A 23914-nucleotide genomic window follows, 5' to 3' on the forward strand; every position below is an offset into this window, starting at 1 on the left:
TGTCGTCTTTCACTGAGCGAGTCAGCGATCAGGTGATGACCGTCACGTCATCCGCCTGCAGGCCACGCTCATTGCTGATGACGTGGTAACGCACTTTCTGACCTTCGGCCAAGGTACGGTGACCCTTGCCACGAATGGCACGGAAGTGAACGAAGACATCTTCACCACTTTCACGGGTCACGAAACCGTAGCCCTTGTTGACGTTGAACCACTTGACCTCGCCGATCTCACGATCGTCGTCCTCGACTTCAGCCAGTACTGCAGAGCGCGGAGACAGCACCGGAATGGCAAGCGTCGCGATCAACAGCAGGATGAACACGGCCGCGACGGCAGCCGCGTACGCCAACTCGAAGCCCTCGACGCTAAGCGCCTGGCTCAGGGTGTCGGCCAGCTGGCCGCCGGTCAGGGTGATGAAGACAGCAATCAGCAACGGTGCCGGCAGTGCCAGCAACAGGCTGATGATGAAACAACGGAAGAACGTCTTGGAACTCATCAAGATAAACTCTCTAGGTAATGGGTGGAGGTGTAACGCGAGGACAGAAATGAGTGCTTCGGATGATCCCTATCAGAATGTTCTGCCCTTGATCGCAATGGACAGCGCCTGACCGCACGACAGGGTTACAGAAGCTATCGTCAGTCGGGAAACTGCCTGAATGCAGCGCCTCACGGCGGTGCCCGTCACCGTCACTGATACACGCGAAGATGCCTGTGCATCGCTCTGATGACGTCGTGGCTCGTGATGCAGGTAACTCCACATCAGTCGATGGAACCGGCCCTGTCAATGACGCGCGAAGCGCAGGCAATCGAAGGCCGTCAATGAGTGCGATATACGAAAAATAAGTCAATCGCACTGTCAACAGTCTATCACGCCTCTTCCTGATGCGTCTGAGGCAACTCAGTGACAATCCTTCAACACTTTGCGGTAATTCGACAACGATCCAGGCAACGACCGCAGCGATGATTCGGCGTGCCATCGCTCAGAAATCGTGGCATGAGTCATGGCATGAGTCATGGCATGAGTCGTCATCCAACGGCGGCCACCTCACCCTCTTCCCCCACTGCCCACGCGGACCATTCCCTCACCCTCTGGAGCCCAGATGCATGACAACCTCGACTGATCCCAGCCTGGAAGCCCGACTGGAAGCACTGGAATCGCGCCTCGCGCATCAGGATGACTGGCTCGAGACCCTCGATCGCACCGTCATCACCCAGCAGCGTCAGATAGAGACACTCGAGCGACTCACCGCGCTGATGGCCAGCCAGCTACGCACCCTGCGCGAGCAGCAAGGCGATAAAGATTCGACAGCACCTTTCAGTGCACAACCACACGACGAGCTGCCGCCCCATTACTGAGCCGCCAGCGGCACGCAGCCCCCCAGCCAAGTCCTGGCTGGGCCTTGAACGCAAACCGGCCCCGCAGCGAGGCTGCGGGGCCGGTCGGGCAGTTCTGAATCAGACTTTCTCGAATCAGACAGTGTTGCTACAGACAGGGCGATCTCAGGCGATGAGGCCGTCCAGATAACGCTCGGCATCCAGCGCCGCCATGCAGCCGGTACCGGCAGAGGTGATCGCCTGACGGTAGACGTGGTCCATCACATCGCCACAGGCATAGACACCGGGGATGCTGGTCTGGGTGGCATTGCCTTCCAGGCCGGACTGGACCTTGAGATAGCCGCCCTGCATCTCGAGCTGGCCTTCGAACAGGCTGGTATTCGGACGGTGACCGATGGCGATGAACACGCCCATCGAGCTCAACTCCTTGGTGGCACCGCTCTCGACATGACGCAGACGCACGCCGGTGACACCGGAGTTGTCACCCAGTACTTCGTCGAGGGTGTGGTGCCATTCGACCGCCATGTTGCCGTTCTCGACCTTGTCGAACAGCTTGTCCTGCAGGATCTTCTCGGCGCGCAGGCTATCGCGGCGATGCACCAGCGTGACCTTGGAGGCGATGTTGGACAGGTACAGCGCTTCCTCGACAGCGGTGTTGCCGCCACCGACCACCACGACTTCCTGATTGCGATAGAAGAAGCCGTCGCAGGTCGCACAGGCCGAGACGCCCTGGCCCATGAACTGCTGCTCACTCGGCAGGCCCAGATACTGCGCGCTGGCGCCGGTGGCGATGATCAGGGCATCACAGCTGTAGCTGCCGTTGTCACCCTTGAGCAGGAACGGACGCTCGCCGAGGGTCACTTCGTTGATGTGGTCGAACAGGACTTCGGTCTCGAAGCGCTCGGCGTGACGACGCATGCGCTCCATCAGCTCCGGCCCCTGCACGCCAGCATCGTCGCCGGGCCAGTTGTCGACGTCGGTGGTGGTGGTCAGCTGGCCACCCATCTGCATGCCGGTGATCAGGAGCGGCTTGAGATTGGCACGTGCAGCGTAGACGGCAGCGGTGTAACCCGCCGGGCCGGAACCGAGAATGATCAGACGTTCGTGACGGACATTGCTCATGGATGACCTCAGTGACAGATGAAGGCGGAGGATTTCACCAGCAGCAATGGCGGCGGCTGGCGATCAATGTACTGAACGATACCGACAGCGCTGCAGACGGCGCATGCGATCGACATGGTTCAGGACACGGCGTGATGACCCGGGCCGGCTGGCGCCCGTGCAGGCTTCCCGCTGGAAGCACTTGTACTCGCTGGCTGACTGGCTCGCCGGGCTGGTTGAGACGAACAAGGACTGCGCAGAGTAGCGCAGACGCCGCCAGCTTTCAGCACCGGACTCAGACCGGCATCGCAGAAGCTTATGCTCAAGCACGCCCCCGCAGGATGGCATTGCCCAGATGCGCGGAAGCCGCCGCCAAGGGCGACGGCTTCCGATTCGCCTACCTCTCGAGACACTCATTACCGAAGGTTCGAAAGGCAGTCGCGGGATCAGTCAGCGCGGACGCGTGAGCTGATCTCGTCCAGGCAGCGACTTACAGGCTGCTGGAGTGGCCTGCCAGGTACTTGGCAACACCTTCAGCGGTATCCTTCATACCTTCCTGACCTTCTTCCCAGCCTGCCGGGCAGACTTCGCCGTTGGTCTGGTGGAACTGCAGGGCCTTGACCATGCGGACCATCTCGTCGACGTTACGACCCAGCGGCAGGTTGTTGACGACCTGGTGCTGAACGACACCGTCTTCGTCGATCAGGAAGGAAGCGCGCAGAGCGACGCCAGCTTCCGGATGCTCGATGCCGTATGCCTGGGTGACTTCGTGCTTGACGTCAGCCACGATCGGGAAGCCGACTTCACCGATGCCGCCAGCGTCCGGAGAGGTCTTGCGCCATGCGTGGTGAGTGAACTGGGAATCGATGGACACACCGATGACTTCGACGCCGAGTTCCTTGAACTTCGCCAGACGGTTGTCGTGGGCGATGATTTCAGACGGGCAAACGAAGGTGAAGTCCAGCGGCCAGAAGAACAGCACGCGCAGCTTGCCGTTGGAATCAGACAGCTTGTAGTTGTCGACGATGGTACCGTCGCCCAGCACTGCTGCGGCTTCGAAATCCGGGGCCTGACGTCCGACCAATACGCTCATGGTGATCTCCTGAGGAATAATGATGATAAAGGCAGCGGACCGCCTTTGTGATGAATCGCCACACAGACTAATCGCCACGTGTGGCAGATGCCAAATGTTTGCTGCAATCACCACCATAGAGATTGCCTATGGCAGCTCGATGACGCCAACAGCGGGTGTCGGGATCATAAGTGACCTTGGCTGCAGAATACAGCATCTGCCGCGCCCTGCCCCTGCAAGCCTGTCACTTTGCGTCACTGACGCCTGCCGGCGCCGATTCCAGCGTGCCGCGCAGGTGAGATGCCGTCACAGCACGTCGTCATCCTGGCCGATATCCAGCCCTTCGAGCTCACCACTGACCGGGTCGACCTGCTGGCGCACCTGGATCGGCTGACAGCAACGCTCGCAGTCGATGATGTTGGTCAGACTGCCCTCGTCCAGATCCAGGAACACCGTGAAGGGCGTGTCGCAGTAGGGGCAGTTGATTTCCGCCTCATGCAGCGCCTCATTGACCACCCCCGCCTGCTTGTCTTCCAGCAACTCATGGCCCGGCCATTCATCGGACTGCCCCGAGGAATGCTCCGCCAGCCACTGCTCGACCGCCGCATCCAGAACCTCATCATCTTCCGGCAGCTCGCCGGATTCGCTCGGCCTGCGCCCTTGTTCGTTCATGACAGCCTCCGTTGTGCCTGATGGTGAAAGCGACGGACGTTGCGGCTGGCACCGTTTCGGATGCCATTGCATTGGATACCTTAGAGGCCGCATTCACGCCGCGCGAGAGTCGTGGCGGCAATCTCTATGGCAGCGAACGCGACGCAGGGTTCCTTGCTTCACACTATCCTCGATGATGGTGTGCGCTTGAATTCCTGTCACATGATGACCATAGCCTTATGTAGGCAACCATCCGCGACCTGGCAGTCGCTCTCGCGACGCGTCGCATCCGGCCGAGGCACCTGACGCGCCTGTTGAACGACACTTCAGCAGTCTGGCCGGTGAAGACAACGACAAGGAGGAGAATCATGGGTTCCCAGCGCTCTCAGTCACTGGATTCGCTTGACACCCTCTCCGAGCTGGAAGTCGGAGACAAGCGCTATCACTACTACTCGCTCAAGAAGGCGGCCGACACGCTTGGCGACCTGACGCGACTGCCCTTCACGCTCAAGGTGCTGCTGGAGAACCAGCTGCGCTTCGAGGACGGTGAAACCGCGACCAAAGAAGACATCAAGGCGCTGGCCGACTGGCAGAAGACCGCCTCCAGCACCCACGAGATCGGCTATCGTCCGGCGCGCGTGCTGATGCAGGATTTCACCGGCGTGCCCGGTGTGGTCGACCTGGCCTCCATGCGTGACGCCGTCAAGAAGCTCGGCGCCGACCCCGAGAAGGTCAATCCGCTGACTCCGGTGGACCTGGTCATCGACCACTCGGTGATGGTGGACCACTACGGCGATCCGAGCGCCTTCAAGGACAACGTCCGCATCGAGATGGAGCGTAACCGCGAACGTTACGAATTCCTGCGCTGGGGCCAGCAGGCCTTCGACAACTTCTCCGTCGTCCCGCCGGGCACCGGTATCTGCCACCAGGTGAACCTGGAATATCTCGGCCGCGCCGTCTTCACTCGCGAGGAAGATGGCAAGACCTTCGCCTACCCGGACACCCTGGTCGGCACCGACTCCCACACCACCATGATCAACGGCCTCGGCGTGCTGGGCTGGGGTGTCGGCGGTATCGAGGCGGAAGCCGCGATGCTCGGCCAGCCGGTCTCGATGCTGATTCCGGAAGTGGTCGGCTTCAAGCTGACCGGCAAGCTCAACGAAGGCATCACCGCGACTGACCTGGTGCTGACCGTCACCCAGATGCTGAGAAGCCGGGGCGTGGTCGGCAAGTTCGTCGAGTTCTACGGTGACGGCCTGGATGACCTGCCGCTGGCCGACCGCGCGACCATCGCCAACATGGCGCCGGAGTATGGTGCTACCTGTGGCTTCTTCCCGCTGGATGACGAGACGCTCAACTACATGCGTCTGTCCGGTCGCTCCGATGAGCAGGTCGCGCTGGTCGAGGCCTATGCCAAGGAGCAGGGTCTGTGGCGCGAGCCGGGCCACGAGCCGGTCTTCTCCGATACGCTCGAGCTGGACATGACCGAGGTCGTCGCCTCCCTCGCCGGTCCCAAGCGCCCGCAGGACCGCGTCGCCCTCACCGACATCAAGCAGACCTTCGAGAAGATTCTCGGCGATCAGCTGGGCGAAGTGCCGGACATCGAGGACGGCAAGTGGCTGTCCGAGGGTGGCCAGACCGCCGTCGATGTCGAGCAGAGCTACGACAAGCAGAGCGAGGTGAAGAACGGCGATTACAGCGAGCTGAATGGCGAGACCTTCCGCCTCGATCACGGTGATGTGGTCATCGCCGCCATCACCTCCTGCACCAACACCTCCAACCCCAGCGTGATGCTGGCGGCTGGCCTGGTGGCGCGCAAGGCACGCGAGAAAGGCCTGAGCAGCAAGCCGTGGGTCAAGACCTCACTGGCGCCGGGCTCCAAGGTTGTCACCGACTACCTGGCGACTGCCGGCGTGCAGGATGACCTCAACGAGCTGGGCTTCAACCTGGTCGGCTATGGCTGCACCACCTGTATCGGCAACTCCGGCCCGCTGCCGGAACCGGTCGAGGACGCCATCAACACGCGTGACCTGACGGTCGCCTCGGTGCTGTCGGGCAACCGCAACTTCGAGGGTCGCGTGCATCCCAACGTGCGTACCAACTGGCTGGCGTCGCCGCCCCTGGTGGTCGCCTATGCCCTCGCCGGCACCGTGCGGGTCGACCTTTCCAAGGAGCCGCTGGGCAAGGACACCGACGGCAATGACGTCTTCCTCAAGGACATCTGGCCGAGTCAGGCCGAGATCGCCGAGGCCGTCGAGCAGGTGCGTACCGAGATGTACCGCAAGGAGTACGCCGAGGTCTTCGACGGTGACGAGACCTGGCAGGCCATCGATGTGCCGCAAGCCGAAGTGTATGAGTGGAAGGACTCCACCTACATCCAGCATCCGCCGTTCTTCGAAGGAATGCAGCGTGAGCCGGAAGCCGTTCAGGATGTCGAGAATGCCCGCGTGCTGGCGATGCTCGGCGACTCGGTGACCACCGACCACATCTCTCCGGCCGGTGCCATCAAACCGGACAGCCCGGCGGGTCGCTACCTCAAGGAGAACGGGGTCGAGGTCAAGGACTTCAACTCCTACGGCTCACGTCGCGGCAACCACGAAGTGATGATGCGCGGCACCTTCGCCAACGTGCGTATCCGCAACGAGATGCTCGATGGCGTCGAGGGCGGCGAGACCCGCCACGTGCCGTCCGGCGAGCAGATGGCCATCTACGATGCCGCCATGAAGTACGCCGAGGAAGGCACGCCGCTGGTGGTCGTCGCCGGCAAGGAGTATGGCACTGGCTCCTCACGTGACTGGGCCGCCAAGGGCACCCTGCTGCTGGGCGTGCGCGCGGTGATCGCCGAGTCCTACGAGCGTATCCACCGCTCCAACCTGATCGGCATGGGCGTGGTGCCTCTGCAGTTCCCGCAAGGCGAGAGCCGCCAGTCGCTGGGGCTGACCGGTGATGAGGAAATCAGCATCAGCGGCCTGAATGACCTGACGGCCGGCGGCAAGGTCCAGGTCACCTTCAAGAGCGACAAGGGTGAGCAGAAGATCGAGGCGCTGTGCCGCATCGATACCGACAACGAGCTGGAGTACTACCGTCACGGCGGCATCCTCCACTACGTGCTGCGCGGCATGCTGTAACCCGCCAGTCGCTCACCGCAGCGCTGACTGCAACACAAAAGCCCCCGCAGGCATGGCCTGCGGGGGCTTCTTCATTTACGCACTCTGTTTCATGCAACCTGCTTCATGCGCTCACTGGCGGCGCCGATGCAATCAGAACGCCTTGCGACGGTAGGCGCGGTAACGCGGCTGCCAGAAGTTCTTCTCGATATTGGCCTGGATGATCTCGTCGCTGGAGGTCAGCGCCACACCATCGGTCTGAGCCTGACGTGCCACGTCGAAGGCGATCTGACGGCTGATGTCCTGGATGTCGCCCAGTGACGGCAGCAGCGCGCCCTCACCCTTAAGGACGATGGGGGCGTTGTTGGCCAGCGCATTGGCGGCGGCCATCAGCATGTTGTCGGTGATGCGCGAGGCGTTGGACGCCAGCACCCCCAGACCGATGCCCGGGAAGATGTAGGCGTTGTTGCACTGGGCGATCGCGTGGGTGTGGCCATTGTGCTCGACCGGCGCGAACGGGCTGCCGGTGGCGACCAGCGCCTTGCCGTCGGTCCACTCGATGACTTCCGCCGGTGTCGCTTCGACGCGTGAGGTCGGGTTGGACAGCGGCATCACCAGCGGGCTCTCGCAGCCAGCCTGCACGGCACGGATCACGTCTTCGCTGAACAGGCCACGCTGGCCGGACACACCGATCAGCACGCTCGGCTTGGCGGCCTTGACCACATCCAGCAGGCCGCGGTCACCGAAGTCGGCCACGCTGTCGATATCGTGGGCCAGACGGCTCTGGAAGTCGTAGAGGCCTTCCATGTCGCTGGTCAGCAGACCGAAGCGATCGACCATGAAGACGCGCTTGCGGGCCTCGGCCTCTTCCATGCCTTCCTTGACCATCGCCACCACGATCATCTCGGCGATACCGCAGCCGGCGCTACCGGCACCCAGGAAGGTGACGCGCTGGTCGGAGAGCTTCTCGCCCTTGGCCTTGCAGGCCGCCATCAGGGTCGCGACCACGACGGAGGCGGTGCCCTGGATGTCGTCATTGAAGCAGCAGACTTCATCGCGGTAACGCTCGAGCAGCGGCATGGCGTTGGCCTGCGCGAAGTCCTCGAACTGGATCATGGCCTTCGGCCAGCGACGCTTCACGGCAGTGATGAACTCGGCCACGAAGGCGTTGTAGTCATCACCGGTGACGCGCTCGTGACGCCAGCCCATGTAGCGCGGGTCGTCGAGCAGCTTCTGGTTGTTGGTGCCCAGGTCCAGCGAGATCGGCAGGGTGTAGGCCGGGCTGATGCCGCCACAGGCGGTGTACAGCGACAGCTTGCCGATGGGGATGCCCATGCCGCCGATGCCCTGATCGCCCAGCCCCAGGATACGCTCGCCATCGGTGACGACGATGACCTTGACGTTGTCCTTGGTCGCGGAGCGCAGGATGTCATCCATGTGCTCGCGGTCCGGGTAGGAAATGAACAGGCCGCGGTGGTTGCGGTAGATGTTGGAGAACTCCTCGCACGCCTGACCGACGGTCGGGGTGTAGATGATCGGCATCATCTCCTCGAGGTGTTCCTCGATCACGCGGAAGAACAGGGTCTCGTTGTCGTCCTGCACCGAGCGCAACAGGATGTGCTTGTCGAGGTCGGTGGCGCACTGCTGATACTGGCTGTAGACGCGCGCGACCTGCTCTTCGATGCTCTCGACATTCTGCGGCAGCAAGCCCATCAGATTGAAGCTGACACGCTCCTCGAGGCTGAAGGCGCTGCCCTTGTTGAGCAGCGGCATCTCGAGCAGGCTCGGGCCGGCGTAAGGAACGTATAGGGCGCGCTTGGAAGTATCCGTCATGGCGAGACTCTTGAATCAGTGGGGACGACCTCACGCTCGGCAAGCTTCTCGGCATGCCGGCAGACAAGCGCAGCATGCCCGCTGAAGCACCGCAGAAGACCTGCTGGCAACCGGGCGTCCGAGGGACCTTTCGACGTGCAGTTTCCACGTGCGAACAAGGCATGATGATAGCACGCGCAGTGCTATCTCCGGCAGCCTGTGCAAGGTCGGCGTGCGTTGCGCAGACAAGGGTACTGCATGACGAGAAACGCCCCGCTCATCCCCCTGACGGGGAAGGAGCGAGGCGTTCGCAGTCACGTGCGGGGAATGGCTCAGGCCAGATCGGCACGCGATGCCGGCTTGCGCGGCGCAAGGGCGAAGAAGGGACGCAGCTTCACGCCCAGCATGTTGCCGGCGAAGGCCATCACCAGCCACAGCCAGCCATGCAGGCTGCCGGAGGAGATGCCGCCGAAGTAGGCGCCGATGTTGCAGCCGAAGGCCAGCCGCGCGCCGTAGCCCAGCAGCAGGCCACCCAGCACGGCAGCCACCAGCGAGCGCAGCGGAATGTTCCACTTCGGCGCGAACTTGCCGGCCAGCAGCGCCGCCGCCAGCGCCCCGACCACGATGCCGATGTTCATCACCGTGGTGATGTCCGTGTAGAGCGGTGCCGCCAGTGCCTTGGCGTTGCCCGCCGCCTGCCAGTAACCCCAGTCACTGACATCGAAGCCCAGCGTGGTGTAGACCTTGGTGCCCCACAGCGCGAAGGCCGAGGTGATACCCCACGGACGCCCGGCCAGCGCCAGGGTGGCGAAGTTGAGCAGCGCCAGCGCCACGGCGCCCGCCAGCAGCGGCCAGGGGCCGCGCAGAAAACGTGACAGGCCACGCGGCTGGCTGTCGGTCACGGCGGCCTTCTCGAGCTCACCGTGACGACGCTTCTCCAGCGTGCGCGTCACCAGCACGATGATGGCGAACAGCACCAGGCTGACGATGATGCCGCCCAGTGCGCCGAAGCTGTCAACCAGCGAGACGGCGGGCAGCGACGGCAGGCTCTGCCACCAGCTGAAGTGCGCGGTGCCGATCACCGAGCCGACGCAGAAGAAGATCAGGGTGATCACCATGCGCGCATTGCCGCCGCCGACGGTGAACAGCGTGCCCGAGGCGCAACCGCCGCCCAGCTGCATGCCGAGGCCGAACAGGAAGGCGCCGACCACGACGGAGGTGCCCAGCGGCGAGACGAAGCCGGAGACGTCCTGTCCCCACAGGCTGCCCGCTGCCAATACCGGGAAGAACAGCACCACGGCAATCGCCAGCATCAGCATCTGCGCGCGCAGGCCGCGGCCACGACGCTCGGTGATGAACACTCGCCAGGCGGAGGTGAAGCCGAAGGCCGCGTGATAGAGCACCACGCCCAGCGCGCCGCCGATCAGCAGCAGCAGGCCCTGGCGCCAGCCGGCGACCAGGCCCAGCAGCACTGAGGCAATGACCAGCAGCCCACCCGCCCAGACGGCGCGAGGGTTGATGGTGCTAGATGGCTGGGCAGGCTCACTGGCCTTGCCCGGCATCGCGTGTTGACTCATGTCGTACCCCCTTGTGTATACAGCATGCTTGAAGCATTGATGCGGCAAGCCTAACGCGTCGCTTTATAGCTGTGAATGAATTTCCAGCACGCTTTTCATTCCCCGCAGATATATGCCTGACATCACGCCCCGGGCGCCATCAGCCCGATAGCCCCGATGACGCTACCCTCTGAAACGACGGTGCCAGCAACAGAAACCCCCGCCATCCGGGAAGATGACGGGGGCCGATCGAGCAGCGTGGACGGGCGACCTAGATGAAGTTGCCCAGACCGACGGCGCGACGCAGACGCTCCATCATCGGTGCGGCCTCTTCGCGGGCACGCTCGGCGCCACGCTTGAGGATCGCCTCGACATGCGCCGGGTCCTCCATCAGCTCGACGTAACGCTCGCGCGGCGCCTTGAGGTGATCATTCAGGTATTCGAACAGCTGGTTCTTGGCGTCGCCCCAGCCGATGCCGGCCGCGTACTGCTCACGCATGGCGGCGACTTCCGCCTCGGTGGCGAAGGCCGAATAGATCTGGAACAGCGAACAGGTATCCGGGTCCTTCGGCTCGCCCGGCTCCAGCGAGTTGGTCTTGATCTTGCGCACGCTCTTGAGCAGCTGCTTCTCGGTGCCGAACAGCGGGATGGTGTTGTTGTAGCTCTTGGACATCTTGCGACCGTCGAGACCCAGCAGCAGCTGGGATTTCTCGTCGGTCACCGCCTCGGGCATGGTGAAGTAGTTGCCCTTGAAGAGGTGGTTGAAGCGTCCGGCCATGTCGCGCGCCATCTCGATATGTTGAATCTGGTCACGCCCCACCGGCACCTTGTGCGCATTGAACATCAGGATGTCCGCCGCCATCAGCACCGGATAGCTGAACAGGCCCATGCTGATACCGCGATCGAGATCCTCGATGCCGCTCTCTTCATTCTCGGCCACGGCGCCCTTGTAGGCATGCGCACGGTTCATCAAGCCCTTGGCGCACACGCAGTTGAGCAGCCACATCAGCTCCGGGATTTCCGGCACGTCCGACTGGCGATAGAAGATGGCGTTGTCGGTGTCCAGACCCAGAGCCAGCCAGGTGGCGGCGATCTCACGACGCGACTCCTGCACGCGCTTCGGGTCCTGACACTTGATCAGGGCGTGGAAGTCGGCGAGGAAGTAGAAGGACTGGACCGTCGGGTCCTGACTGGCTTCGATGGCAGGCTTGATGGCGCCGACATAGTTGCCGAGATGAGGGGTGCCGGTTGTCGTGATGCCGGTAAGAACGCGGGTCTTGGTCATGGATGCACTTCTTGGGCGTCTGGGTCGGGAGGTCGTGCCGCGGGGCTGCACTCGCTCACAATGGATCACGACAGGCCGCGGCAGCGCCCGCTCGAATCCCTCGAACGCAGCCACCATGACCTGTCGCTATATGTCCCACATCTTACCCTGAGGCGTGCAGCCTTCGTAAGGGCCGGCGCGCTCGGCTCACTCCTTCGCCAGTGCCTCGGCGAGTGCAGTCACCGGCATGTCGAAGGCCTCGCCGACTTCCGGCAGGATCAATTGCCCCGCGTGCACATTGAGGCCCGCGGCAAAGTGGCTGTCCCGGCTCAGCACCTCGCGATAGCCGCCATTGGCGAGGCGCACGATATACGGCAGCGTCGCACTGGTCAGCGCCTGGGTCGAGGTACGTGCCACCGCGCCGGGCATGTTGGCCACGCAGTAATGCACGATGCCATCCACCACGTAGGTCGGCTCGGCGTGGGTGGTCGCCTGGCTGGTCTCGAAGCAGCCGCCCTGATCGATGGCGACATCCACCAGCACGGCGCCCGGCGTCATCTTGCGCAGATGCTCGCGGCGAATCAGCTTGGGGGCCGCCGCCCCGGGCACCAGCACGGCACCGATGATCAACGCCGATTGCCGCACCGCTTCCTCCAGCGCCTCGGAGGTCGAATAGACGGTACGAATCTGGCCCTGATAGCGATGATCCAGCGTCTCGAGGCGCGCCAGTGAGGTATCGAGAATCACCACCTCGGCGCCCAACCCCAGCGCCATGCGCGCCGCGTTCTCCCCCACCACGCCACCGCCGATCACCGTGACCCGTGCCGGCGGCACGCCGGGCACGCCGGGCAACAGCACGCCCATACCGCCCTGCGCCTTCTCCAGCGCGTGCGCGCCGGCCTGGATCGCCATGCGCCCGGCGACGCGACTCATGGGCGCCAGCAGCGGCAGCCCCCCGTCGGCATCCGTGATGGTCTCGTAGGCGATGGCCGTCACGCCGCTCTCCAGCAGGCTCTCGGTCAGCTCACGAGCGGCGGCCAGATGCAGATAGGTGAACAGGGTCTGGCCGCGGGTGAGCCGCGCCACCTCGGCCGGCTGCGGCTCCTTGACCTTGAGAATCAGCTCGGCGTCGCGAAAGACCCGCTCGACGTCCGACTCGAGACGCGCGCCCACGCCCTGATATTGCGCATCGGGGTAGCCACTACCCTCCCCGGCACCAGACTCGACGATCACCTCATGGCCCTGGGCGATCAGCTCGCGCACACCGGCAGGCGTGAGGGCGACGCGATACTCGTGGTTCTTGATTTCCTTCGGCACGGCAATCTGCATGGTGAACTCCTTGCACTGCTGGCGGAATGCACTGACGTCATCACGACGCCTGCTACAAGCACAGCAGACTCGTCAGCGTCTCGCCAATCAGATACCAGCAGGATTCACCAAAACACGCCAATGATGCAGTGGAATGCGAGGAATCATCGCTGACTGGCAGCCTCCTCACTCACCAGCGCCGCCGAATAGCATTCACGATAGGCGCCGGGCATGCGCCGGGCCCGTCCACTCGAGAGCTCGATGCAGACAAAGCGCGTGCGCGCCTCCAGCAGCGTCTGGCCATCCGAGCACCGGCGCAGCTGGAAGCGACGCGTCAGACTCAGGCGACCATCGCAATCCACCAGCCAGGTCGCCAGCATCAGTGAATCGCCAAGTCGCGCACTGGCCAGATAGTCGATCTCGTGACGGTGCACCGCCATGCCGCGGTCCTGCTCACGGTAGTGCGCCAGGCCAAACCCCAACGCTTCGGAGTGTGCCCAGCTGATGTCCTCCAGCCAGCGCACATACTCGGCATTGTTGACGTGACCATAACCATCCAGCGCCTTCTTCTTCACGCTGATCGGCAACAGGAACGGGCGTGGCAGTGCCCAGCCGGGGGAATCTTGCGTCAACGGCGGCGCGGCGCTCGCCTTCGAGGTGCCTTTGCTCATGCCACGAACTCCGGGTCCTCATCGCGCGGACGCGCCTGTGGTGCGGGCTGCTGCGGCGCGCTTGCCCCACACGCCCAGCACTCGCTGAAGCTGCCCTCGAGATGTTCGCCACAGGCACACTGCCAGTCCGGCAGGGCCGGCGCGGCCTCGATGCTCGCCAGCAGGCGGCGGGCATGCGCAAGGTCATGCTCTGCCACCCACAGCTGGGGCTCGCAGTCGAGCACGGGCAACTCACCCGCGGCCGAGCCGAGCAGGCGATTGCGCAGCTCACAGGGGATACCCTCGCTTTCCAGCAGGTTGCGCCAGTGATCGAGCAGCACGAGATTGTGATGAGATGTCAGTCGTCTATGCATGCCGTCAGACTATCAGAGTCCATGAGCCATGGACGATTAGCCAAAAGCGGGCCGCAGTCGATAGACAAGCAAGCCACAGACGACTCACAAGCCACAGACGACAACGCCGCCCCGAAGGGCGGCGTTGTCGTCGATACCGGATGGCACAGCCATCAGTCCTGGTAGCCGTCAGGCATCATCAGTCGCGATAGACGCGCACACCGAGGGCCTTGAGGTAGGACGTCTCGGGGATGGACGGGTGCACCGGGTGGTCACTGGCCTGATGGCCCTGGAAGATGACCTGACCGTGGCGGTCCTGGTGACGCACGGCGCCACGCACCACATCCATCAGGCGCTCCGGCGCCAGATGCATGGAGCAGGAGCCGGACATCAGCAGACCGTCACGGCCCAGCAGGCGCATGGCTTCACGGTTGAGGCGTGCATAGGCGCGCTCGCCGTTGGTGATGTCCTTGCGCTTGCGGATGAAGGCGGGCGGATCCGCGATGATGACGTCGAACTGCTCGCCTTCCGCACGCAGAGCCGAGAGGGCCTCGAAGACATCCGATTCCGCGATGGAGACGCGGTCCTCGACACCGTTGAGCACGGCGTTGCCCGAGACGCGCTCGAGTGCCGCGCCGGAAGCATCGACACACAGCACTTCGCTGGCGCCATGCGCCGCCGCCTGCACGCCCCAGCCACCGACGTAGCTGAACAGGTCCAGCACGCGCTTGCCTTCGACCTGACGGTTCAACCAGGCACGGTTGGCGCGGTGGTCGTAGAACCAGCCGGTCTTCTGGCCGTCGAGTACCGGCGCCGTGAACTGGACGCCGTTCTCTTCCAGCAGCACGCTTTCCGGCAGCTCGCCGTAGACGACTTCGACGTTGCGCTCGAGCTGTTCCTGGCGGCGACCGCTGGAATCGTTCTTGAATACGATGGCTGTCGGCTTGACGACCTTGAGCAGCGCATCGACGATCACTTCCGCCAGACGCTCCATGCCGAAGGTGTTGAGCTGACAGACCAGCACGTCGCCGAAGCGATCGACGATCAGGCCCGGCAGCAGGTCGCCTTCGCCGTGGACCAGACGATAGAACGGCTTGTCATAGAGGCTCTCGCGCAACGACAGCGCCTGGTTGAAGCGGTGCACCAGCAGCGAGCGATCCAGACGCTGTTCCGGGTTGCGCGACACGATGCGCGCGCAGATCAGCGAGTTCGGGTTGACGTAGGCAACACCCATCGCACGACCATTGCTGGCCTCGATGATGGCCTGGGCGCCCGGCTCGAAGTTCTTGAGCGGCGTCGCGACGGTATCGACTTCATTGGAGTACAGCCACAGATGGCCGGCCTTGAGGCGGCGATCAGCATTCTTCTTCAGGCGCAGACGTTCAGTCACGGGAAATATCCAGAAAGCAGAGGAAGGGACAGGACGACGACAGGACGCGCCCGAACGGGCCTATTCTAGTCGTCATGGCGGCCCCGGTCACGGAGCCCCCGGTCAAGCAGTGGTCTGATGCGGCTCGCCGCTAGCGCTGACAATACGGGCAGAAGCAGCTGGCGCGCTGGCCCAGCACCAGACTCATGATCTCGTGGCCGCATTCGCGGCATGGCTCGCCACCCCGCCCGTAGACGTTGAGGCTTTGCGCGAAGTAGCCCGGCTTGCCATCTCCACCGACGAAGTCACGCAGCGTGGTGCCGCCCTGGGCGATCGCCGCGGCCAGCACGCTGCTGGCGGCGTTGGCGAGGCGCTCGCACTCCTCGCGCGTCACTTCACCGGCAGGACGGCGCGGGTCGACACCGGCCATGAACAGCGCCTCGCTGGCGTAGATATTGCCCACACCCACCACGTTGGCGTTGTCCATCAGAAACGGCTTGATCGCCACGCGGCGCTTGCGGGAGCGCGCAAAGAGGTGCTCGCCATTGAAGGCATCGGACAACGGCTCCGGACCGAGTCGCGCCAGGCGCGTATCGGCATGCGGGTCACCGCGCACGAAGTCGACGAAGCCGAAGCGACGTGGATCGTGATAGCGCAGCACATGGCCGTTGCCGAGCACGACATCGACATGATCATGCGTACGTGGCGGCGTGCCGATGGGCACCAGTCTGAGGCTACCGGACATGCCCAGGTGCCAGAGCAGATGGCCATCGGCGATCGGCAACAGCAGGTACTTGGCGCGACGCGCAAGCGTGCCGAAACGCTGACCCACCAGCCATTCGGCGAGCTCGCCGGGCACGGGGGTGCGCAGACGCGGCTGACGCACGATCACCTCGCTGACCTCCTGGCCCTCGACCAGCGGCGCGATACCGCGACGGGTCGTCTCGACTTCCGGTAATTCGGGCATGTTCTCTCCTCGACTGACCGCCAGACGCACAACAGGGTGACGACAGAAGCCGCCACCCTGTTGCAGGATGCCCAGAACAGCGACATCCAGATACTCGAAAACCCGGTCAGGACCGGGTTTTCGAGGGTTCCGACAGCACGCTGGCGGGAGACAAGATCACTTGATCTTGGCTTCCTTGTACATCACGTGCTTGCGAACGACCGGATCGTACTTCTTGAATTCAAGCTTGTCCGGAGTGTTACGCTTGTTCTTGTCGGTGGTGTAGAAGTGGCCAGTACCGGCACTTGACACCAACTTGATCTTGTCACGCATTTTCAGTTTCCTTCCACAGTCGCATTCACCGAACGATTGAGAGCGTTGCCCTCGGCTCGGTTGCCATTGCTACAGGGGCTGTCTTCTAGTGTTTAGAAGCGCTCGCCACGTGCAGTGAGGTCCTTGAGGACTTCGTCGATACCCTTCTTGTCGATGATGCGCATGCCCTTGGTAGAGACGCGCAGCTTGACGAAGCGCTGCTGGGATTCAACCCAGAAACGGTGGGTGTGCAGGTTCGGCAGGAACCGGCGACGAGTCTTGCGCTGGGAGTGAGAAACATTGTTACCAGTCACCGGGCGCTTGCCGGTAACCTGACATACTTTGGACATTGGAGCCTCCAACCGCTGCGTTGGCTAAGTTGTTCAAAACCTGTCGGGCAAACCGGAAGTGGCAGGCGCCGCCTCATGCCCTGATTTCAAAGTGTTTACGTCCGTTCCGGAAGACAAGCTTTCGGGTGCTGGAACGTGCAGGCGCAGCATTTTACCCGAAGAGGAACGTGAAAGCACGTCCTATACGGATTTTTTTCGCCAGCACGCCCATGCCCGACGTGTCACATCGGTACAGACGCTTCTCAGCCAAACGCTTCACTCAGCCAATGTCGGCCAGAGTGGTCGCGAATTCTGTGGTGGGTGATACGGGAGGCGCAACATTACCACAACCAGTGCCCTGGTTTGCAATCCCTGCGCATTTCTCACGCCAGCGGCGACCGCATCTGGCGGGGGCTGTACCGTCATCGAGCACTCAGCGGCTCAGCCTCCTCGACACCCCAACTAGAGCCAGCCGCGCTCGGCAAACGAAACCACCTCGCCGTCTCCGACCACGAAGTGATCCAGCACGCGAATATCGAAAAGCCCCAGCGCCTCTTCCAGGCGCTGCGTGATGCGCCGGTCGGCCTCACTGGGCTCCGCGACGCCAGAGGGATGGTTGTGGGCCAGAATCAGGGCGCCGGCATTGAGCGCCAGTGCCCGCTTGACCACCTCGCGCGGGTAGACGGCGGCGGCATCCAGCGTGCCGGTGAAGAGTGTCTCGAAGCGGATGACGCGATGCTGGCTGTCGAGAAACAGCGCGGCGAACACTTCATGCGGCAGGTCGCGCAGATGCGAGGACAGATAGCGCCGCACCAGCAGGGGCGACGTCAGGGCGGCCCCGCGCATCAACAGGCTCTCCAGATGGCGACGCGACAGCTCAAGCGAAGCCTGCAGCTGCACGTACTTGGCATCACCCAGTCCGCGCGCCGCGCAGAAGTCCTGCTGGGTCGCCTCCAGCAGCGGCCTGAGACCGCCGAAGGTGCTCAGCAGGTCGCGCGCCAGATCCACCGCCGAGCGTCCTTTTATGCCTACGCGCAGAAAGATGGCCAGCAGCTCGGCATCTGACAAGGCCCCTGCCCCTGACGACAACAGCTTCTCGCGCGGACGCTCCCCGACCGGCCACTCTCGAATCCCCATGCACTCTTCTCCCATCGCCTGTCGCCCCGAATGGCTGACAGTCCAAAGCATGAGAAGCGTGGTCAGATGCCGCCTCTTTCGCCATTGTGAGTATCAACGCTTGTCGCCCCGAGGGCCTGCGTCTGGCCCCTGCATGCCACTCGAGAGGAGCCCCCGCCCCATGAAGCGAGCGCTTGGCGACACTCGGCGTCGCGGGCCAGCGGCGCTACGCAAGGTTGCATCACGGTGATATGGTAGAGGGCAAACGCGCGAGCGTAGCAATCGACGCATCAGGGACGCAGGACACACCATGCATTCACTCGCCGGACGGCGCATTCTGCTGGGCATCAGTGGCGGCATCGCGGCCTACAAGGCCGCTCTGATCACCCGCCTGTTGAAAAAGGCGGGCTGTGAAGTGCGCATCGCCATGACCGAAGGGGCTCAAGCCTTCATTACACCGCTGACCCTGCAGGCGTTGTCGGGCAATCCGGTGCACACCTCCCTGCTGGACCCCGAGGCCGAGGCCGGCATGGGGCATATCGAGCTGGCACGCTGGGCGGAGGTCATCCTGATCGCGCCTGCCACCGCCGATCTGATGGCCCGCCTGGTGCATGGCCATGCCGATGATCTGCTCACTACCCTGTGCCTGGCCAACAGCGCGCGCTGGGTGATGGCCCCGGCGATGAATCAGGCCATGTGGGCGCACCCCGCCACCCAGCGCAACGCCCGCCAGCTCAGTGCCGACGGCTGGACGCTGCTCGGCCCCGCCAGCGGCGAACAGGCCTGTGGCGACGTGGGAGCGGGCCGCATGCTGGAGCCGGAAGAAATCGTCGCGGCACTGAGCGACCTCATGAGCCAGAGCGACCTCATGAGCCAGAGCGACCCGGGCCGTAAGAGCAATGAGATGTCATTGCCGGCCGCAGGCCTGACGGTGACCATCACCGCCGGCCCGACCCGCGAACCGCTGGACCCGGTGCGCTATCTGAGCAATCACAGCTCCGGCAAGATGGGCTATGCGCTGGCCGCCGAGGCTGCGGCGCTGGGCGCCAGCGTGCGCCTGATCAGTGGCCCGGTGGCGCTGACGACGCCGACTGGCGTCGAGCGCATCGATGTCGAATCCGCGCTGGACATGCAGGCCGCCGCCGAGGCAGCCGCCAGCGAGAGCGACCTCTTCATCGGCTGCGCGGCAGTCGCCGACTTCCGCCCGGCCACGGTCGCCGACCACAAGCTCAAGAAGCAGTCGGGCGAGGAGCAGATGCAGGTCACGCTGACCCGCAATCCGGATATCATCGCCGGTATCGCCGCCCAAACGCAGGCACGCCGCGCCGCCGGTCAGCGGGCACCGTTGGTGATCGGCTTCGCCGCCGAGACCCGCGATGTGCTCCGCTATGCACGCGACAAGCTTGCACGTAAACAGCTCGACATGATCGTCGCCAATGATGTGAGCACGCCGGGCCTTGGCTTCGGCAGCGACAGCAATGCCGCCACCCTGCTGTGGCAGCCGCTCGATCAGAACACGAACACGCAACACGAACAGGCCATCGCGGCCTGTCCCAAGACGGAACTGGCGCGCGCGATTCTGAAGCGCGCCCTGGCACTTCATCAGCACAGGGTCAGCCTCGACCCTGCCATCCAGACCGTTACACCGACTGTCACCGACGATCAGGAAGCACCTTAGATGACCCGCCCCCGGCTCGAACTCAAGATTCTCGACGAGCGCGTTCGCGATTACCCGCTGCCGCATCACGCCACTCCCGGCAGCGCCGGCATGGACCTGCGCGCACTGCTCGACGCGCCGCTGACATTGGCGCCGGGCGCCTGTGAGCTGGTGCGCACCGGGCTGGCGATCCATATCGCCGACCCCGCACTGGCCGGCATGATCCTGCCGCGCTCCGGTCTGGGGCACAAACACGGCATCGTGCTGGGCAATCTGGTCGGCCTGATCGACTCCGACTACCAGGGCGAACTGATGATCTCGGTCTGGAACCGCGGCGAGAGCGAGTTCGTGCTGGAACCCGGCGAGCGTCTGGCACAGTACGTGCTAGTCCCGGTGGTACAGGCGGAGCTGGTGGAAGTCTCTGAATTCGAGGCCAGCCAGCGCGGCGAAGGCGGCTTCGGCCACTCCGGTCGCCACTGATTGACCCGTCATGCCAGAGGGCAGCCGAGCGGCAGGCTCGCGCCGGCTGCCGGGCTTCCGGTCACAAGGAAGCCATGCAGATTTCCACACTGATCGTCATGCAGCGATAGCGTTCGAGACGCATGACGCCTCAAGCGACTTCACGATTGATTCAACCGACAGGGATGCACCATGAGTCAGGTACCCGCTTCAATTTTCCGCGCCTACGATATCCGTGGCATCGTGGATGAGACCCTCACCGAAGACGGCGTGCGCGCCATCGGCCAATCCATCGGCAGCGAAGCCGCGGCACGCGGTGAATCCACCGTCGTGGTCGCGCGTGACGGCCGTCTCTCCGGCCCGCGCCTGTCCAAGGCGCTGATCGCGGGCCTGCGCGATGCCGGCCGTGATGTCGTCGACATCGGCATGGTGCCGACACCGGTGCTCTACTACGCCACCAATATCCTGGAAGGCACCCGCTCCGGCGTAATGCTGACCGGCAGCCACAACCCGGCCAACTACAACGGTCTGAAGATAGTGCTGGCCGGCGAGACCCTGTCTGGTGACACCATCACCGATCTCTATCGTCGCCTGCAGGAAGGCGATCTGGCGCAAGGTGAAGGCAGCCTGCGTGAAGAGGACGTGCGCGAGCGCTATCTGGAGCAGATCACCGGTGATGTGGTCGTCAAGCGTCCGCTCAAGGCCGTGGTCGATTGCGGCAACGGCGTGGCTGGTGAGCTGGGCCCGGAGCTGATCCGTCGCCTGGGCGTCGACACCGTGCCGCTGTTCGACGAGATCGACGGCAACTTCCCGAATCACCACCCGGACCCGGGCAAGCCGGAAAACCTGCAGGACCTGATCAAGACCATGCAGGAAACCGGCGCGGACATCGGTCTGGCCTTTGATGGTGACGGCGACCGCCTCGGCGTCGTGACGCCCAAGGGCGAGATCCTCTACCCGGACCGCCTGATGATGGCGCTGTCGGAAGACCTGATCGAGCGCGTGCCGGGCGCGCGCATCATCTTCGACGTCAAGTGCACCGGCAACCTGGCGACCGTGATCGAGAAGGCCGGCGGCACGCCGGAAATGTGGCGCACCGGCCACTCGCTGATCAAGGCACGCATGAAGGAAACCGGCGCGGCACTGGCCGGCGAGATGAGCGGCCACATCTTCTTCAAGGAGCGCTGGTTCGGCTTCGATGACGGCATCTACGGCGCTGCGCGCCTGCTGGAAATCCTCGCCAAGCAGGATGTCGATGCCGACACCTTCTTCGCCCGCTTCCCGCAGGACCTCGGCACCCCCGAGATCAATGTGGAAGTGACCGACGAGAACAAGTTCGCTATCGTCGAGCGACTGGCCAGTGAAGGCGACTTCGGCAGCGACGGCGTCAAGACCACGCTGGACGGCATTCGTGTCGACTACGCCGATGGCTGGGGCCTGTGCCGCGCGTCCAACACCACGCCGATGCTGGTGCTGCGCTTCGAAGGCAAGTCGGAAGCCGCACTGGAGCGTATCAAGGACAGCTTCCGCGCCGCGCTGAAGCAGGCCGAGCCGAGCATCCAGGCACCGTTCTGATCCCGCACTCGCTCGCCATCGACAGGATGGCATGAGCCGCAACGGGGGCGGCGGTCTGCCGCTTGATCGCCGCCCTCGCCTTGCCAGGCACTGCTGCCGCTTATCCGGGCGCATCAGGTGCCTGAAGAAACCGATTTGCATGACAGCGCGCACCGCGCGCGCTGAAAGACCGTTTCGAGTGACAGTGTCCGGACTCTCTTTCCGGACCATTTTCTGTGGAGTGATACGCTGATGAGCCACGCCAACCGCGACCCGCATCAGGTGGTCGAGGTCCTGTCCGAAGCCCTGCCCTATATCCAGCAGTTCTCGGGCAAGACCGTGGTGGTCAAGTACGGCGGCAACGCCATGACCGAAGAAGCCTTGATCGACTCCTTCGCTCGCGACATGGTGTTGATGAAGGAAGTCGGCATCAATCCGGTGGTCGTGCATGGCGGCGGCCCGCAGATCGGCGCGCTGCTCGAGAAGCTGAACATCGAATCGCGCTTCGTCGATGGCATGCGCGTCACGGATTCCGAGACCATGGACGTGGTCGAGATGGTACTGGGCGGCCTGGTCAACAAGGGCATCGTCAACCTGATCAACCAGAGTGGCGGCAAGGCCATCGGCCTGACCGGCAAGGACAGCGGCCAGATTCGCGCCCGCCAGCTCAAGGTCAGCGGCCAGACGCCGGGCATGAATGCCTCTGAAATCATCGACATTGGTCATGTCGGTGAAGTCGAGCATGTCTCCACGGACCTGATCGAACTGCTGACACGCAACGATTTCATTCCCGTCATCGCACCCATCGGGGTCGATGCCGAGGGTCGCAGCTACAATATCAATGCCGACCTGGTCGCCGGCAAGGTCGCCGAGGCACTGGGCGCGGAGAAATTGATGCTGCTGACCAACGTGGCTGGCCTGATGAACGCACAAGGCGAAGTCATGACCGGCCTGACCACCGAGGCGGTGGATGGCCTGATCGAGGATGGCACCATCTACGGTGGCATGCTGCCCAAGATCAGCTGTGCATTGGACGCCGTGAAGCAAGGCGTGCGCAGTGCTCACATCATCGATGGCCGCGTGCCACATGCGACCCTGCTGGAAATCTTCACCAATGCCGGGGTCGGCACGTTGATCAGCAACGCGGAAGCGGACACTGACAAGGCGTAAGGTGACAAGCCGGGGCTCGGCCCCGGTGTTTCGCGCGAGGCAAGCGACATGCCTCAGGACACGGACCCGCCCGTAGCACACTGCTGCAGGCCGCGATAAACGACAAGATTCCATGACGCAGGCGAATCCAAAACAATCACGTCGCGAACAGATCCTCCAGGCACTCGCTCTGATGCTGGAAGAGGACAGCGGCAAACGCATCACGACTGCAGCACTGGCACGACAGGTCGGTGTCTCGGAGGCGGCGCTCTATCGCCACTTCCCCAGCAAGGCACGCATGTTCGAAGGACTGATCGAATTCATCGAGAGCACGCTGTTCGAGCGTATCGCGCTGATCATTCAGGACAACGACACCGCGCATGCCAGGGTGCATCACATCCTGAGCCTGCTGCTAGGCTTTGCCGAAAAGAACCCGGGGCTGTGTCGCCTCCTCAACGGTGATGCTCTCACCGGCGAGACGGCACGCCTGCGCACGCGCATGGCGCAACTGTTCGAGCGTCTCGAGACGCAGATCAAGCAGGTGCTACGCGAAGCCGAGCCTCGCGAAGGACTGCGACCGGCCATCACCGTCACGGCAGCAGCCAATCTGCTGCTGGCGTGTGCGGAAGGCCGTATCGGCCAGTACGTGCGCAGCGACTATCGCAAGCGCCCGACCGAGCACTGGGAAGACCAGTGGCAGCTGCTGAGCCGCGACCTGCTGCTGAGCAGTCAGGAGCGCATTGCCGTCTGAGGGGCTTGCCTCGCACGCATGAGCCGCACCAAAAAGAACGCCCCGCCTGCAGTCATTGCAGGCGGG

Annotated in this window: 22 protein-coding genes; 7 read left to right on the top strand and 15 right to left on the bottom strand. The window is 63.6% G+C overall.

Features of this window, described 5'->3' with window-relative positions:
• Window positions 1-28: 28 nt before the first annotated feature.
• Window positions 29-493: a cold-shock protein gene (locus QD356_RS15575; protein WP_043333039.1), complete on the bottom strand. Its 465-nt coding sequence runs from the start codon at window positions 491-493 to the stop codon at window positions 29-31.
• Between the two features lie 608 nt (window positions 494-1101).
• Between QD356_RS15575 and QD356_RS15580 the strand changes: the two genes are divergently transcribed.
• On the top strand, window positions 1102-1353 hold the full coding sequence (locus tag QD356_RS15580) for a SlyX family protein (protein WP_192839171.1): 252 nt from the start codon (window positions 1102-1104) through the stop codon (window positions 1351-1353).
• A gap of 144 nt (window positions 1354-1497) precedes the next feature.
• Here the strand turns inward: QD356_RS15580 and trxB are convergent, their stop codons facing one another.
• From trxB to QD356_RS15595, 3 genes are all read right to left on the bottom strand, one after another.
• Window positions 1498-2454, bottom strand: coding sequence for a thioredoxin-disulfide reductase (gene trxB, locus QD356_RS15585; protein WP_192839172.1), 957 nt, complete (start codon window positions 2452-2454; stop codon window positions 1498-1500).
• A gap of 469 nt (window positions 2455-2923) precedes the next feature.
• Window positions 2924-3526 carry a peroxiredoxin gene (locus QD356_RS15590; RefSeq protein WP_043333044.1) on the bottom strand — a complete coding sequence of 201 codons (603 nt, stop codon included), beginning with the start codon at window positions 3524-3526 and terminating at the stop codon, window positions 2924-2926.
• Window positions 3527-3811: 285 nt separating this feature from the next.
• The gene (locus QD356_RS15595; RefSeq protein ID WP_192839173.1) at window positions 3812-4177 is read right to left on the bottom strand and encodes a CPXCG motif-containing cysteine-rich protein; all 366 of its coding nucleotides are present in this window, start codon (window positions 4175-4177) and stop codon (window positions 3812-3814) included.
• A 347-nt stretch (window positions 4178-4524) separates the two neighbouring features.
• Here QD356_RS15595 and acnA point away from each other — a divergent pair, with 347 nt between their 5' ends.
• Window positions 4525-7284 carry an aconitate hydratase AcnA gene (gene acnA, locus QD356_RS15600; RefSeq protein ID WP_043333046.1) on the top strand — a complete coding sequence of 920 codons (2760 nt, stop codon included), beginning with the start codon at window positions 4525-4527 and terminating at the stop codon, window positions 7282-7284.
• A gap of 132 nt (window positions 7285-7416) precedes the next feature.
• Here acnA and QD356_RS15605 read toward each other — a convergent pair whose 3' ends face one another.
• The 11 genes from QD356_RS15605 to radC all read right to left on the bottom strand — a co-directional run bounded on the left by QD356_RS15605 (window position 7417) and on the right by radC (window position 18299).
• Window positions 7417-9096 carry an NAD-dependent malic enzyme gene (locus QD356_RS15605; RefSeq protein WP_043333048.1) on the bottom strand — a complete coding sequence of 560 codons (1680 nt, stop codon included), beginning with the start codon at window positions 9094-9096 and terminating at the stop codon, window positions 7417-7419.
• A gap of 311 nt (window positions 9097-9407) precedes the next feature.
• Window positions 9408-10637 carry a YeeE/YedE family protein gene (locus QD356_RS15610; RefSeq protein WP_192839203.1) on the bottom strand — a complete coding sequence of 410 codons (1230 nt, stop codon included), beginning with the start codon at window positions 10635-10637 and terminating at the stop codon, window positions 9408-9410.
• Window positions 10638-10902: 265 nt separating this feature from the next.
• On the bottom strand, window positions 10903-11916 hold the full coding sequence (locus QD356_RS15615; protein ID WP_107335903.1) for a tryptophan--tRNA ligase: 1014 nt from the start codon (window positions 11914-11916) through the stop codon (window positions 10903-10905).
• A gap of 186 nt (window positions 11917-12102) precedes the next feature.
• Window positions 12103-13224, bottom strand: coding sequence for an alanine dehydrogenase (ald, locus tag QD356_RS15620; RefSeq protein ID WP_192839174.1), 1122 nt, complete (start codon window positions 13222-13224; stop codon window positions 12103-12105).
• Window positions 13225-13367: 143 nt separating this feature from the next.
• Window positions 13368-13874, bottom strand: a complete 507-nt coding sequence (locus QD356_RS15625; protein WP_192839175.1) for a thioesterase family protein — start codon at window positions 13872-13874, stop codon at window positions 13368-13370.
• Complete coding sequence (locus QD356_RS15630) at window positions 13871-14227, bottom strand: DUF2007 domain-containing protein (RefSeq protein ID WP_192839176.1); 357 nt, start codon at window positions 14225-14227, stop codon at window positions 13871-13873. Before QD356_RS15630 ends, QD356_RS15625 begins: the two co-directional genes overlap by 4 nt.
• 178 nt (window positions 14228-14405) lie before the next feature.
• A complete protein-coding gene (locus tag QD356_RS15635; RefSeq protein ID WP_043336266.1) occupies window positions 14406-15596 on the bottom strand; it encodes a class I SAM-dependent rRNA methyltransferase in 1191 nt (396 codons plus the stop codon).
• 130 nt (window positions 15597-15726) lie between these two features.
• On the bottom strand, window positions 15727-16542 hold the full coding sequence (mutM, locus tag QD356_RS15640) for a bifunctional DNA-formamidopyrimidine glycosylase/DNA-(apurinic or apyrimidinic site) lyase (RefSeq protein WP_192839177.1): 816 nt from the start codon (window positions 16540-16542) through the stop codon (window positions 15727-15729).
• Between the two features lie 156 nt (window positions 16543-16698).
• Window positions 16699-16854: a 50S ribosomal protein L33 gene (gene rpmG, locus QD356_RS15645; protein ID WP_016417370.1), complete on the bottom strand. Its 156-nt coding sequence runs from the start codon at window positions 16852-16854 to the stop codon at window positions 16699-16701.
• Window positions 16855-16946: 92 nt separating this feature from the next.
• Window positions 16947-17183, bottom strand: coding sequence for a 50S ribosomal protein L28 (gene rpmB, locus QD356_RS15650; protein WP_043336270.1), 237 nt, complete (start codon window positions 17181-17183; stop codon window positions 16947-16949).
• Window positions 17184-17624: 441 nt separating this feature from the next.
• Window positions 17625-18299, bottom strand: coding sequence for a DNA repair protein RadC (gene radC, locus QD356_RS15655; protein WP_192839178.1), 675 nt, complete (start codon window positions 18297-18299; stop codon window positions 17625-17627).
• A 289-nt stretch (window positions 18300-18588) separates the two neighbouring features.
• Here radC and coaBC point away from each other — a divergent pair, with 289 nt between their 5' ends.
• The 5 genes from coaBC (at window position 18589) to slmA (ending at window position 23848) form a co-directional block, all read left to right on the top strand.
• The gene (gene coaBC / locus QD356_RS15660; RefSeq protein ID WP_192839179.1) at window positions 18589-19956 is read left to right on the top strand and encodes a bifunctional phosphopantothenoylcysteine decarboxylase/phosphopantothenate--cysteine ligase CoaBC; all 1368 of its coding nucleotides are present in this window, start codon (window positions 18589-18591) and stop codon (window positions 19954-19956) included.
• Complete coding sequence (gene dut / locus QD356_RS15665) at window positions 19957-20415, top strand: dUTP diphosphatase (RefSeq protein WP_043336274.1); 459 nt, start codon at window positions 19957-19959, stop codon at window positions 20413-20415.
• Between the two features lie 171 nt (window positions 20416-20586).
• Window positions 20587-21969, top strand: coding sequence for a phosphomannomutase/phosphoglucomutase (locus QD356_RS15670; protein WP_054556539.1), 1383 nt, complete (start codon window positions 20587-20589; stop codon window positions 21967-21969).
• 231 nt (window positions 21970-22200) lie between these two features.
• A complete protein-coding gene (gene argB / locus QD356_RS15675) occupies window positions 22201-23118 on the top strand; it encodes an acetylglutamate kinase (RefSeq protein WP_043336279.1) in 918 nt (305 codons plus the stop codon).
• A gap of 112 nt (window positions 23119-23230) precedes the next feature.
• Window positions 23231-23848 carry a nucleoid occlusion factor SlmA gene (gene slmA / locus QD356_RS15680; RefSeq protein WP_043336281.1) on the top strand — a complete coding sequence of 206 codons (618 nt, stop codon included), beginning with the start codon at window positions 23231-23233 and terminating at the stop codon, window positions 23846-23848.
• Window positions 23849-23914 lie beyond the last annotated feature (66 nt).

Source organism: Cobetia sp. 2AS (assembly GCF_029846355.1).
Lineage (GTDB): Bacteria > Pseudomonadota > Gammaproteobacteria > Pseudomonadales > Halomonadaceae > Cobetia > Cobetia amphilecti.